The sequence below is a fragment of the Streptosporangium sp. NPDC003464 genome (assembly GCF_053588315.1).
This window is the reverse complement of the sequence record NZ_JBSFPS010000022.1, coordinates 21,177-34,026: the sequence shown is the minus strand read 5'-3', so window position 1 is coordinate 34,026 and position 12,850 is coordinate 21,177. Positions and strand designations below refer to the sequence as shown.

Below are 12,850 nucleotides of genomic sequence, written 5' to 3'. Positions count from 1 at the left end.
GCCGAGGTTGGGGATCGCCGCCCGGTCTGTCACGCTGTACGGCTCGCGCCAAGAAAACTTTGCCCGGAGGGAATCCCGTGAGACCGTATATAGTTAGCAAAGGTAATGACTTATGCTAACGAACAACCCAAGGAAGGACCCCGCCGCGAACCTGCGAAGCGACGCGGGTCTGGCTTCGGCACTGCGCGTGTCACTGGCACGACTGAACAGGCGCCTGCGCAGGCAGGCCGCGGGACACTCGCTGACCCCCACCCAGCTCGCGACGCTCGCCGCCGTGGAACGGCATTCAGGGATAACCCCCGGCGGATTGGCCGAGCTAGAGAAGGTGCAACCGCCCTCGATGACGCGCGTGATCGCCGCGCTGGAAGAGCGGGGGCTGGTGTCGCGTACGCCGCACCCGACCGACCGGCGTCAGGTGACCGTGGGCGTGACCGAGCAGGGCTCAACGCTGCTGAAGGAGGAGCGCCGCCGCAAGGAGGCGTGGCTGACGCAGCGGCTGAAGGAGTTGACACCCGAGGAGAGGGCGGTGCTCCGGCAGGCGGCTCCGATCCTGGAGAAGCTCAGCCGGATCTAGCCGAGCCTGAGGAACCCGGGGCCTCGGCGGCCCCGCAGGACGCCGAGGCGCACGCCGCACCGGGCACGGGACCGGGGTGGCGGGCAAGAACGCGACGGTTGCACGCCGTGCGCGCCGTACCCGGCAGGAGCCTGGGATGGCGGGCGAGGCTGCGCCGGCGGCGGCTCGCCCGGGCCGCGGCCGCCAGCGAGCTGCAGGCCGTCGAGAGCGGGACGGCCCAGGCCGTGCCCGAGGCGCGGGGCGGGATGTTCCGGTCGCTGCGCAACTACAACTACCGGCTGTTCGCGATCGGTGGAGTGGTCTCCAACGTCGGCGGATGGATGCAGCGCACCGCACAGGACCTGCTGGTACTGGACCTGACGCACGGCAGCGCCGTCGCGCTGGGCGTGACCACCGCGCTGCAGTTCCTGCCGCTGATGCTGTTCGGGCTCTGGGGCGGCATGCTCGCCGACCGCTACCCCAAGCGGCAACTGCTGATGGTCGCCCAGTCGCTCATGGGCCTGCTGGCGCTCACCATGGGCGTGCTCGTGGTGACCGGCGCCGCACAGTTCTGGCACGTCTACGTGATGGCCTTCGCCCTCGGCCTCATCTCCTGCGTCGAGGTGCCGACCCGGCAGTCCTTCGTGGTCGAGATGGTCGGCCGCCAGGACCTGTCCAACGCCATCGCGCTGAACGCCTCCAGCTTCAACCTGGCCCGCGTGGTCGGCCCGGCCGTCGCCGGTGTGCTGATCTCCGTGCTCGGCGGCACGGGCCCGATGTTCCTGATCAACGCGATGTCGTTCGTCGCCGTGCTCGGCGGCCTGGCGCTGATGCGCGCCTCGGAACTGACCGCCCCCGACCCGGTGCCCAGGGCCAAGGGACAGCTCCGCGAGGGGCTGCGCTACGTGCTGGCCCGGCCGGACCTGCTGATGCCGATACTGCTGGTCGCCTTCGTGTCGCTGTTCACGCAGTCGTTCTCGATGTCCATCGCGCTGATGGCCCGCCAGGTCTTCGGCGCGGGCGCGTCGTCCTTCGGCCTGGCCTCCAGCATGTTCGCGGTGGGCGCGCTGGGCGGCGCCCTCATGGCGGCCCGGCGGGTACGGCCCAGCCGGAAGCTGCTGATCGGCGGCGCGGTGTCGTTCGGACTGTTCCAGATCGCCACCGGCCTGGCCCCGTGGTACCCGCTCTACCTGCTCCTGCTCATCCCCGCCGGGGTCGCGTTGATCTCCATCAACACCGCCGCCAACACCAGCGTGCAGCTCGCCTCCTCGCCGGAGATGCGCGGCCGGGTGATGGGTATCTACGTGCTGGTGTTCACCGGCGGCGCTCCGATCGGCGCGCCGCTGCTCGGCTGGATCTCCGAGCTGGGCGGCCCCCGCGTCGGGGTCATGATCGGCGGGGTGCTCACCCTGGCCGGCACCGGTGCGGCGATAATGCTGACCAGGGCGATCGGCAGGAGGTCGCGTGCGACTGTTCGTGGGGTTACCGCTGCCGCAGCGGGTGCGTGACGAGCTCGACCACGCGCTGGGACCCCACCGCGCCGCCTGGCCGGGGATCCGCTGGCCGGATCCGGTGACCTGGCACGTGACGCTGTCGTTCCTGGGGGAGGTGCCGGAGACGGTCCTGCCGGACCTGGAGACACGGCTGGCCCGCGCCGCGTCGCGCTACGCGCCGATGACGCTGTCGCTCATCGGCGCGGGCGCCTTCCCCGCGCCCGGCCGGGCGCGCGTCTTCTGGACCGACGTGCACGGCTCCCGCCCCCAGCTCGTCCGGCTGGCCGACTCCCTGGGGGCCGGGGCACGGCGTGCCGGAGCCGTGAACGCCGACCGGCGGCGGCTCCGGCCGCACCTGACCCTGGCCAGGTCCCGCGCCGACGTCGACCTGCGCCGCCTGGTCGAGGACTTCGGGCCGTTCGCCGGGACCCCTTGGGAGGCGGGCGCCGTCCACCTGGTGAGAAGCCATCTCGGCGCCGTGGTCCGTTACGAGACGGTCGCCGAATACCCCCTCACGGCGCCGACACCCGGTGGGCGGAGCTAAGCTCCAAGGCGTGGATCGTCCCCGTCGCTGGCTGCTGCCCACGGTGCTCGCACTGCTCGTGCTGCTCGTGGTGATCGGCACCCTGCTCTCCTAGGGCCTGTACCGAGGTCGTTCAAGCCATCCGTCGATCGCGGCGACAAGGGTCGTGGCTCTGTGGCGCACGGCGAGCTTGTCGTACCGGGCGGCCACAGCGCGATGGCGTTGGAGCCGGCGATGGCGGAGTTCTCACCCTTCGGTAAGGTGCGCTTACCGCGGGGAGGGGCCGATGAACTGGCAGGAGCTGGAGACGTTCCTGACGCTCGCCGAAGAGCTGCATTTCGGTCGCGCGGCCGAGCGGCTGCGCGTGTCGCGCGCCCGGGTGAGCCAGATGACCAAGGCCCTGGAACGGCGCGTCGGCGCCCCGCTGTTCGAGCGCACCAGCCGCCGGGTGGCGCTGACCCCGCTCGGCCGGCAGTTGCGCGATGACCTCGACCCGCACCATCACGGGATCCTCGAAGCGTTGGCCAAGGCCGCGGACGCGGCGCGCGGCACCGGTGGCGTCCTGCGTGTGGGCTTCTCCAGTCCGCACGCCAGCGAGCTGGTCACGACCGTGATCGAGAGGTTCCGCGGCGAGCATCCCCGGTGCGAGGTGCAGATCCGCGAGGTGCACCTGTCGGACCGCTTCGGCCCCCTGCGCCGGGGCGAACTCGACATCCAGCTCATCGAGCTGCCCGTGGACGAGCCCGACCTGACCGTGGGGCCGGTGCTCCTGCGCGATCCGACCGTGCTCGCGCTCTCCAGCGGGCACCGCCTGGCCGGCCGTACCACGGTCTCGCTGGAAGACCTCGCCGACGAGACCGTGCTGATCATCGACGGTATGTCCGGCTACTTCAGGGAGCGGCACTTCCCCGAGCGCACCCCGGGTGGCCGGCCCATCCGCCATTCGATGAGCACGACGTACTGGCAGGAACTGCTCGCACTCGTCGCCGCGGGCGAGGGCGTCACCATCGCCGCCGCCCAGGGGGCCCGGTACTACCCTCGACCCAACCTGGTCTACATCCCGATCGAGGACGCTCCACCTCTTGAGTACGCGCTGCTCTGGCGTACGGCCGGCGTCTCCGCCAAGGGCCTGGCCTTCACCCGGATGGCGGCGGAGGTGTCCACGGCCGCCCGCGGCTCGGGCTCGGTGTAGGACTCGGGCGATTTCTCACGACTCAGGGGAGGGCCTCGTCACCGTCGAGGGGGCCACGAGGTCTCCGGTAGGCGGTCTGTCTTGGTCGACCGACCGCCTACCGGAGACCTCACTCGTCGTCGCGCTACGGCCTGCCCTGAACCATCAAGCCGGCACACGACGCGGCGACTTCGACACAGGCCCTGGCCGGCCTGCTACCAGGCGTATTCCTCGGGGGCCGTCTTGAACCCGGGGAAGATCTCGTCGAGACGGGCCAGCGCCTTGTCGTCCAGCTCGATCTCCAGCGCCTTGGTGGTGCTGTCGAGCTGGTCGAGCGTGCGCGGGCCGATGATCGGCGCGGTGACGGCCTTCTGGTGGAGCAGCCAGGCCAGGCCGACGTTGGCCGGGTCCTCGCCGAGCTCGTCGCAGAACGCCTCGTACTGCTCGATCTTGTCGCGGTGCTTCTCCAACTGCTGGGTGATCATCTCCGAAGCCGACCGCCCCTTGTCGATCTTCCGGAGGATGCCGCCGAGCAGGCCGCCGGCGAGCGGGCTCCACGGGATCAGGCCCAGGCCGTAGTCCTCGGCCGCCGGGATCACCTCGAGCTCGGCCGCCCGGACGATCAGGTTGTAGTGGGACTGCTCGGAGACCAGGCCGAGGGAGTTGCGGCGGGCGGCGACCTCCTGGGCCTTGGCGATGTGCCAGCCCGCGAAGTTGGACGACCCGACGTACAGGATCTTGCCCTGCTGCTTGAGGATGTCCATGGCCTCCCAGAACTCCTCGAACGGGGTGTTCCGGTCGACGTGGTGGGCCTGGTAGAGGTCGATGTAGTCGGTCTGCATCCGCTTCAGCGACGCGTCGGCGGCCCGGCGGATGTTGAGCGCGGACAGGCGGCCGTCGTTGGGCCAGTCGCCCATGTCGCCGTAGAGCTTCGTGGCGATCACGGTCTTCTCGCGGCGGCCCCCGCCCTTGGCGAACCACCGCCCGATGATGTTCTCGGTGATGCCCTCGCCCTTCTTCCAGCCGTAGACATTGGCTGTGTCGAAGAAGTTGACGCCCAGCTCGTGGGCATGGTCCATGATCGCGAAGGAGTCGTCCTCCGAGGTCACGGGGCCGAAATTCATCGTGCCCAGGCACAGGCGGCTGACCTTCAGGCCGGTACGGCCAAGCTGCGTGTATTCCATGTGCCCACACTAAGGACCTGGAGTGCGCTCCAGGCGAGTACGGCTTCCGGAGTGGCGCCGTACGGGATCCGGCGACCGGGGCGGGCCCGCCGCCCGCCGCCGCGCGGGACCGCCGCTCTCTCCGGCACGGCGCCCAGGTCAGGCCGCCGGCCGTACCGTGACCGCGTGGCCCGCCGCCCCGCTTTCGGCAAAGCAGAGATGACCTTGGCGCGGACAAGAGGCTTCCGCGGCACCACCGGCCCCCGCCGTCAGGGCATGATGACTGAATGGGGAGTAGGCCGGGCAATGTCATGATTCGCGTGCTCGCGGTGGCCGCGCTGGCCGGGACGGCGGTGTTCGCCGGGTCGGGAGCGTGGGCGGACGGTGACTCGCTCCTGTTCACCTTCAAGGACAGGCGGATCAACGAGTCGAGCGGCCTGGCGGTCTCGCCGACGCACAAGAACGTCTACTACACCCACAACGACAGCTCGGCCGGGCCGGTCTTCTTCGCCGTGGGATCCAGCGGGCGGACCCGCGCGACGTTCACCCTGCAGGGGGCCGAGGCCCGCGACTGGGAGGGGATGGCCGCCTCCCGGGACCCGGCGACCGGGGCGGGAGTGCTCTGGTTCGCCGACATCGGCGACAACTTCGACGGGGCCTGGCCCGACATCTCGGTCTACAAGGTGGTGGAGCCCACCACGCTGCGCGACGCCGTCGTCCCCGCCGTGCGCTACCGGTTCCGCTACGAGGACGGCGGGCACAACGCCGAGGGCGTCATGGTGCACCCTCGCACGGGGCGTCTCTACATCGTGAGCAAGCAGTTCGCCGGCTCGGTCTACGCGGCCCCGAAGCGGCTGCGCACCGACAAGGTCAACGTGCTCCGCAAGGTCGGCTCCGCGCCCATCATGGCCACCGACGCCGCCTACGCCCCCGACGGATCGAGTTTCGTGATCCGCACCTACTTCTCCGCCACGGTCTACCGCGCCCCGGGAGACCAGATCGCCCGGGTGACGATGCCGCCCCTGGAGCAGGCCGAGTCGATCGCCTACACGGCCGACGGCAAGGCGCTGCTGACCGGCAGCGAAGGGGCCGGCAGCCCGGTCTACCGGGTGCCGCTGCCGGCCAGGGTCCTGCAGGAGACGGCACCCACGCCCACCCCCACGCCGGTGGCCAGCAGGGGCGCCGGCCGCGGCACCACGCTGGTGGCCGACGCGAAGGCCGACGAGGACGCCGACGCCGGGGTGCCGGGCTCGGCCGTGGCCGTCTGGCTGGCGGTCGCGGCGGCGGCCACCGGCATGATCACCTTCATCGCCCGCCGCACCCGTTAGACGGCTCCGACCGCTGCTCGCCGCCGGCGGCGGGGAGGCGTCGCAACCAAACAGCGACCCGCGCCCGGCATCCTTCATGCCATGCGCGATCAGAGTCCACCGCCCGGCCCGTACCGTCCACCGAGGGTGAACTGCCCGGAGTGCGGCACCGCCATCACCGGCGGCCACGACCGTTGCCCGCGCTGCGCGCTGCCGCTGCGGGGACCCGTGGCGGCCGAGCTGTGGCAGCTCGACAGGGCGCTGGCCGGGCTGCGGGCACAGGAGGCGGGCCTCCTGGCCAAGCGTGAGCGGTTGCTCGGCCTGCTCCGGGCGGAGCGGCCCGACCCGGCCGGGAGCGGTCCGGGCGTACGGCACGCGGAGGCCGGGAGTGGTCCGGACGTACGGCACGCGGAGGCCGGAGCGGGTCCCGAGCGGGCTCCGACGGAACCTCCCCGGGCGGCCTCCCCTGGGCTCCCCGGCATGCCGTCGGAGAACGCGCCCGGCCCCGGGCGGCCCGTCCCCTCGGCAGCGGCCCAGCCCGGCTCCCCGACACCCGGGCGGTCGGTCTCCTCCGTACCGGCCCAGCCCGGCTCCCCGATGTCCGGGCGGCCGGGGGTCCCCGTGCCCGCCCTGCCCCGGGCCGCCGCACCCGCGTCACCTGGACCTTCCGGGGGTGTCGCGCCGCGGCGGGAATTCTCGCCGAAGGCCGTGCAGAACCTGCTGCTCGTCCTCGGGGGCCTGCTGCTGGCCGTGGCGGCCATCGTCTTCACCGTGGTCAGCTGGGGGCAGATCGGCATCGGCGGGCGGGCGGCGATCCTCGCCGGGATCACCGTGCTGACTCTCGCCGCGCCGAAGCTCCTGGTGAAGCGGGAGCTGACCGCCACCGCCGAGACCGTCGCGGTGCTCGGCGTCACGCTGATCCTCCTGGACGGCTACGCCGCCCGGCGGGTCGGCCTGGCCGGGATCGACGGCATCGGCGGGTTCGACTACGCCGCCCTGCTGACCGGCCTGGCCGCGCTCTTCCTGGCGGGATACTCGCGGCTGCTCCCGCTGAGGCTGCCGGCGCCGATGGCGGTCATACTCGCCCAACTGCCCCTCCCGCTGCTCGTCCTGGGCCAGCCGGCCCCCTGGATCACCCCCGCCCTCGCGGTGACGGCCGCCGCCGACGCCGCCCTCCTCGTATTCGGCCGCAGGCCGGGCAGGGCCACGCCGGCGCCGGAAGGCGTCGGCCTGGAAGGGCCGGTGGCGGCGTCGGGGAGCGGCGCGACGGCGGTGCCGGGTGGTGCCGGCGGTGGCGAGCCCGTGGCGGCGCCGGAAGGCGTCAGCCTGGAAGGGCCCGTGGCGGGGCCGGAGCGCGTGGCCGGGGTCCGGGCGACGGCGGGGTTCTGTTTCGGCCTCGTGTGGACGCTGGGCGTGGGCTACGGGATTCTGGACTCCTATCTGAGGCTGACCGTCCCCTTCGGCGCCGATCCCCTGGCCGGCGCGCTGGCCAAGGGGGCGCTGCTGGCCCTGCTCGCCGTGGCCGGCGTGGCCGTCGCACACCGGGTGGGCGTGGGCCGGCTCAGGGGGCTGACGGCCGGGTCGGTGCTCGCGCTGACCGTCGGCCTGGCCACCTCGGTCTGGCCGCTGCTCCCGCCCAACTGGTGGATCGTCCCGCACACCGTCGCCGCGCTGGCCGTCGCGGTGGCCGCGCTCCGTCTGCCGGGTCTGAAAGATCCACGGGTCCGCTCGGCCGGCGCCGTCTCCGCCGGAACCCTGGCCGCGATCACCGCGCTCCCGTACCTGCCCGCGGTGATCGTCACACTGCTCGCGCCGTTCAACCGGCTGGACAGGGTCTGGACGGGTGCCTACGGGCCCGCCGGAGACTGGTGGATCTCGCCGTTCCCCGAGGGCGTGGCCGTGCTCGGGCTGCTGACGGCGGCCCTGGCGGTGACGGCCCGCCGGGGGCCCGCGTCCCTGTGGCCGGCCGCCCTGGCCGTCGGCACAGTCACGGCGGCCGTCGCCCCGGCCGCCTCCGGCTGGAGCTACGCGGTGAATCTCGCGGTCCTGCTGGCGCTGGCCGTCGTGTCCGTGGCCTGCCTGACCGTGGCCCGGCGGCCACGGCGGGCGTGGGCCTTCACGGTGACGGCCGGGGCGGTCGCCACGCTGGCCGTGGCCACCTCGCTCGCCGAGCGGACCACCACGTACGCGGCGCTCGCGGTCCTGCTGGCCGCGTGCGGCCTGGCGACCTTCACCGCACGGGTGCCACGGGCCGCCGCGGCCGCCCTGGCGATGGCGGTGCTGTCGGCGACCGGCCTGATCTGGGCGGTGACCGTCGGGACGGGATGGCTGCCGGTGCTCGAAGGACTGGCGCTGGCGCTGGCCGCAGGCGCGCTGCCGGCCGGGCTCCTCGCCCTCCACCGGTGGCCCGTCCCGGAGACGGCCACGGAGTCCGGACCGGGTGGGATGGCCACCGAGCCTGGGCCCGGTGAGATGGCCACGGAGTCCGGACCGGGTGGGACGGCCGCCGAGCCCAGGCCCGACGGGGCCACCGGTGGACCGGTCGCCGAGCACGGGGCCGCCGAGCATGGGACAGCCGGAACTGGTGCCGCCGGTGGATCGGCGGCCCCAGGTGGGACGGTCGGGGTTGGGGCCGCCGGTGGGTCGGTGGTCGGAGGTGGGACCGTCGGGGGCGGGGGCGTTGACCCGCGGAGGGGGACGGGGCTCGTGCTGGGGGCCGTGCTCGCAGCGCTCGCGCTGCTCCCCATGCATGCCGCCCTCGCCGAGATCCTCAGGTTCTACCGGCCGCTCACCCTGCCGTGGACCGCACTGGACGTCCCCGCCGGCCGCCACCCGCTCCTCGTCGTGGTCGCGCTTCTGGTCGCGGCGGCGGCGGTGCTGCTCTCCTGGCAGGTCGCCGGGGGCGGCGGCGCGTTCCGGGCCGGGCTGGCGGCCTGGCCGGTGGTGGTGGTGACCCTGCCGGTCTCGGTCGGCCTGCCGTACGGGCTGGAGGTGGGGCTGTTCGTCGTGGGTCTCGGCCCGTCGGCGTGGGCGGCCGCGCGGAGCCGTACGGACTGGGCGCTCGGTGGGGCGGCGGCGCTGTGGACGGCCTCGACCGCGCTCTCCTGGGCGCTCATGAGCAGACCCGCGACGCTGATCGTGCTGCCGGTGGTCGCGGTGGTCGCGGCGGCGGTCGCCTTCCGGGGGCGGGCGCGGGCCGCGCGGGTCGCCGGCGCGGGGCTGGCGACGGCCCTCGCCGGCGGCGAGGTGCTCGCCGCCGGGCTGGCGCTGGAGTGGCCGGTACGGCACGCGGCGTTCGGCGTGCTCGCCGTGGCCTGCCTGGCGGCGGCCGTGGCGGGCAGGTTCAGGAGGGCGACGCCCGCGATCGGGGTGGAGGCGGCCGGCTACGCCCTCGCCGCCGTCGGCCTGTGGCTCGGCGCCGCCGATCTGCCGCTGGCCGGGCTGGCCTGCGCGGTCGTTGGCGTGCTGATGGCCGGTACGGCGCTGCGGCCCGACCGGCGATGGGCCGGATACGTGGGGACCGGCTTCCTGCTGGCAGCCTCCTGGCTGCGCCTGCTCGCCTCCGACGTCACCGTCGTCGAGGCGTACACGGTGCCGTTCTCGGTGGTCCTGCTGGCGTTCGGCTGGTGGCGGGCGAGGGGCCGCGAGACGTCCTCGTGGGTCGCCTACGGCTCCGGGCTCGCCTCCAGCCTGGTCCCCAGCGTGATCGCGCTGCTCGCCGGGGCAGGCTGGATCCGGCCGCTGCTGCTCGGCGCGGTCTCGCTGGCCGTGCTGCTCGCCGGGGCGCGTTTCCGGCTCCAGGCGCCCGCGCTGCTCGGCGGTCTCACTCTGGCCGTCGTCGCCCTGCACGAGCTGGCGCCGTGGATCGCGCAGATCGTCGTGATGGTGCCGAGATGGGTGCCGATGGCGGCCGGGGGGCTGCTACTGGTCGTGCTCGGCGCGACCTACGAGGCGCGGCTGGGGGACGTGCGCCGCCTGCGGGCCGCCGTCAGCCGGATGCGCTGACCCGGCCCCTGCCACCTGGTCGCCCCTCAGCCAGACCCTCTCGGCCTGGCCCCTCCGGCCTCACGCCGGGCCGCCGGCTTGAGGCGCGGGCCGCCGGCTTGACGCGTGGACCGGCGGGACGGGCTCCGGCGGACGGCTTGGCGCGGTGGTAGGCCACGATGACGATCCTGCCCCGGCTGCAGGCGCCCTGCCCGTCGCAGGCTCTGACCGGCACCTGGTACAGGATCGGCCGGCCGGCCCTGGCGGTCACCGTCCCGTCGGGGCCGACCGTCACCTCCAGCCGTGGCTCCGGGGTGCCCGCGCTGTAGGTCACCTCGTCGCCCTCCGGGTCCTCCGAGTCGAGGGAGCCGCCGATGCTGTGCCTCACCGGCCCGGACAGCACCAGGTACGGCATGCTGGGCGGCTGGTTCCGCACGGCGAGCGAGGAGGCGCAGGAGATCGAGACCGAGTCGAGGAGGTTGCCGTAGTCGGGCCGACCCGTCCCGGAGGAGACCGAGACGAACTCCATCCGGGTCGTCCACTGTCCCCGGGGGACCGTGTAGCTGCCGCTGTAGTGGCCCCATCCGCCGTTGCCGTCGGCGATGTCGGGTGAGTCCTGCCCGGCCGGGGTCTGCACGACGCCTCCGATCCTGACCCGCATGACGTCTTTGCTGTCCGGGCTCCCGGTACGGCCACGGTGCGCCAGGCTCCAGTCCAGTGTGGAGCCGGGCAAGGTCCTGATGTCCTGGTGGAGCGTGGCCACCGAGGTCCCGTTCAGCTCGGCGAACTGGTCGCCGGTGTCGGGGGCGACCGTGAAGTCCATCGGGGCGGCGCGGTTGTCCCGGCCCCAGATCTCGATGAGGCCGTCACTCGACGAGGTGCGCCACCCGGGGACGTCCTCGCGCAGGTGTTCCTGCCCGCGCAGGCCGTCCGGCTCCTCGAAGCCCCCGCTCACCATCGTGCACTCCCCGCCCGTGCCGCTCCGCGCGGCCGAGACCGGCTGGGGGGTGAGGAGGAGGGCGGGGGCGGCCAACGACACCGCCACACCCGTCAGAAGAACACGCAAGGGGCTCCGTGCCCCGGCATGCGACCTTTTCATATGTTTCCCCCGAAATGAATAGCCGCATCGCGTTCCGCGTGCGGACGTATTCCCGTATTCCCTGCTCAGTGGGGGTAAAGCTTGCCTACATATGGGTGCGATCAATAACGAGACGGGGCATCCCCTTCTTTTCTGGAGAGGATTGCCGTTAACTTTCGGGCATGTGCCTCCCGGTGGCCGGAGCGTCCGGTTCCGTCGGCTCGCCCGTGGCGGTCGCGCTCCTCGCCGCCGGTCCTGAGCCGTTTCTCGCCGTGTGCGATTCAGAAAAAGCGTGGAAAGTCGCGGCCGGTCCCGGAGCGGAGGGGAATCCCACCTCTGGGATGGTCGGCATCCCTGCCGGTAGGGTCGCGCCGTGAACATCGGGATCGTCGGCGCGGGAATCGTCGGTCTGGCGGTGGCCAGGGAGGTGGCGCGGACCCGCGGCGCCACGGTGACCGTCCTTGACAAGGAGGACCGGGTCGGAGCCCACCAGACCGGGCACAACAGCGGGGTCGTCCACGCGGGGATCTACTACCAGCCGGGCTCGCTGAAGGCCCGGCTCTGCCGCGAGGGCGTGGCCCTGCTCCGGCAATACTGCGCCGAGCACGGCATCCCCTACGAGGAGGTCGGCAAGCTGGTCGTCGCCTCCACCGCGGCCGAGCGGCCGGGGCTGCGCGGGATCGCCGAGCGCGCCCGTGCGAACGGGGTCCCCGGCATCGCCGAGCTGGACGCGCTGGCGCTGCGGGAGGTCGAGCCGCACACCGTCGGGGTGGCGGCCGTGCACTCCCCGCACACCGCGATCGCCGACTTCCCCGCCGTCGCCCGCCGCCTGGCCGCGGACGTGGAGGAGACGGGCGGTTCGGTGCTGCTGTCCCACCCGGTCCGCGCGCTGCGGGAGACCGCGGGCGGGGTGGAGGTGCTCGCCGGGCCGCGCAGGCTCCGCTTCGACCGGCTGATCGTCTGCGCCGGGCTGGGCACCGACACCGTCGCCCGGATGGCCGGGGCGGCCGGTGACGTGCGGATCGTCCCTTTCCGCGGGGAATATTACGCGCTGGCCGGCGCCTCGAAGGACCTCGTCCGGGGGCTGATCTACCCGGTGCCCGACCCCCGCTACCCGTTCCTCGGCGTGCACCTGACCCGCAGGATCGACGGCGAGGTCCTGGTCGGACCCAACGCGGTCATGGCCCTGGCGCTGGAGGGCTACTCCTGGGGTGACATCGATCTCACCGACCTGCGCCGGATCCTGGCCTGGCAGGGCACCCGGCGGCTGGCGGCCAGGCACTGGCGGACCGGGGTGAGGGAGGTGCTCGGCTCCATGGCCAAGGGGTCCTTCCTGGCGGCCGCGCGCCGCTACGTGCCCGAGCTCACCAGGGCCGACCTGGTCAGGACCGCCGGCGGGGTCCGGGCCCAGGCGGTCGCCAGGGACGGGAGCATGCTCGACGACTTCGCGATCGATGTGCACGGCCGCGTTACCCTGGTGCGGAACGCCCCCTCACCGGCGGCGACGTCGAGTTTGGCGATCGCCAGGCATATCGTGGGGTTAACCTCTGTGTTGACCCGTTAACTGCTTTTTCATGT

At 73.1% G+C, this 12,850-nt stretch carries 9 protein-coding genes; 7 read left to right on the top strand and 2 right to left on the bottom strand.

Annotated elements, in window-relative coordinates:
* Positions 1 to 112: 112 nt before the first annotated feature.
* The 4 genes from ACWDS7_RS07815 (at position 113) to ACWDS7_RS07800 (ending at position 3,761) form a co-directional block, all read left to right on the top strand.
* On the top strand, positions 113 to 574 hold the full coding sequence (locus ACWDS7_RS07815; protein WP_451928615.1) for a MarR family winged helix-turn-helix transcriptional regulator: 462 nt from the start codon (positions 113 to 115) through the stop codon (positions 572 to 574).
* 245 nt (positions 575 to 819) lie between these two features.
* Entirely contained in the window at positions 820 to 2,061 is a 1,242-nt protein-coding gene (locus ACWDS7_RS07810; RefSeq protein ID WP_370879790.1) for an MFS transporter, read from the top strand.
* Complete coding sequence (gene thpR / locus ACWDS7_RS07805; RefSeq protein ID WP_451928614.1) at positions 2,018 to 2,590, top strand: RNA 2',3'-cyclic phosphodiesterase; 573 nt, start codon at positions 2,018 to 2,020, stop codon at positions 2,588 to 2,590. Before ACWDS7_RS07810 ends, thpR begins: the two co-directional genes overlap by 44 nt.
* Positions 2,591 to 2,855: 265 nt before the next feature.
* Positions 2,856 to 3,761, top strand: coding sequence for a LysR family transcriptional regulator (locus ACWDS7_RS07800; RefSeq protein WP_451928613.1), 906 nt, complete (start codon positions 2,856 to 2,858; stop codon positions 3,759 to 3,761).
* 194 nt (positions 3,762 to 3,955) lie between these two features.
* Here ACWDS7_RS07800 and ACWDS7_RS07795 read toward each other — a convergent pair whose 3' ends face one another.
* On the bottom strand, positions 3,956 to 4,924 hold the full coding sequence (locus ACWDS7_RS07795; RefSeq protein ID WP_306862959.1) for an aldo/keto reductase: 969 nt from the start codon (positions 4,922 to 4,924) through the stop codon (positions 3,956 to 3,958).
* A 290-nt stretch (positions 4,925 to 5,214) separates the two neighbouring features.
* Here ACWDS7_RS07795 and ACWDS7_RS07790 point away from each other — a divergent pair, with 290 nt between their 5' ends.
* Positions 5,215 to 6,231, top strand: a complete 1,017-nt coding sequence (locus tag ACWDS7_RS07790; RefSeq protein ID WP_451928612.1) for a hypothetical protein — start codon at positions 5,215 to 5,217, stop codon at positions 6,229 to 6,231.
* Positions 6,232 to 6,312: 81 nt separating this feature from the next.
* A complete protein-coding gene (locus ACWDS7_RS07785; protein WP_451928611.1) occupies positions 6,313 to 10,215 on the top strand; it encodes an SCO7613 C-terminal domain-containing membrane protein in 3,903 nt (1,300 codons plus the stop codon).
* Here ACWDS7_RS07785 and ACWDS7_RS07780 read toward each other — a convergent pair.
* Complete coding sequence (locus ACWDS7_RS07780) at positions 10,199 to 11,260, bottom strand: hypothetical protein (RefSeq protein WP_451928610.1); 1,062 nt, start codon at positions 11,258 to 11,260, stop codon at positions 10,199 to 10,201. The genes ACWDS7_RS07785 and ACWDS7_RS07780 overlap by 17 nt on opposite strands.
* Positions 11,261 to 11,645: 385 nt before the next feature.
* On the opposite strand from ACWDS7_RS07780, the gene lhgO reads away from it, so the two are divergent.
* On the top strand, positions 11,646 to 12,836 hold the full coding sequence (lhgO, locus tag ACWDS7_RS07775; protein ID WP_451928609.1) for an L-2-hydroxyglutarate oxidase: 1,191 nt from the start codon (positions 11,646 to 11,648) through the stop codon (positions 12,834 to 12,836).
* Positions 12,837 to 12,850: the final 14 nt, after the last annotated feature.

Coding starts and splice junctions, on each gene's coding strand:
- ACWDS7_RS07795 (WP_306862959.1), bottom strand. CDS start 4,924: ATGGAATACACGCAGCTTGGCCGTACCGGCCTGAAGGTCAGCCGCCTG.
- ACWDS7_RS07815 (WP_451928615.1), top strand. CDS start 113: ATGCTAACGAACAACCCAAGGAAGGACCCCGCCGCGAACCTGCGAAGC.
- ACWDS7_RS07790 (WP_451928612.1), top strand. CDS start 5,215: ATGATTCGCGTGCTCGCGGTGGCCGCGCTGGCCGGGACGGCGGTGTTC.
- ACWDS7_RS07785 (WP_451928611.1), top strand. CDS start 6,313: ATGCGCGATCAGAGTCCACCGCCCGGCCCGTACCGTCCACCGAGGGTG.
- ACWDS7_RS07800 (WP_451928613.1), top strand. CDS start 2,856: ATGAACTGGCAGGAGCTGGAGACGTTCCTGACGCTCGCCGAAGAGCTG.
- ACWDS7_RS07810 (WP_370879790.1), top strand. CDS start 820: ATGTTCCGGTCGCTGCGCAACTACAACTACCGGCTGTTCGCGATCGGT.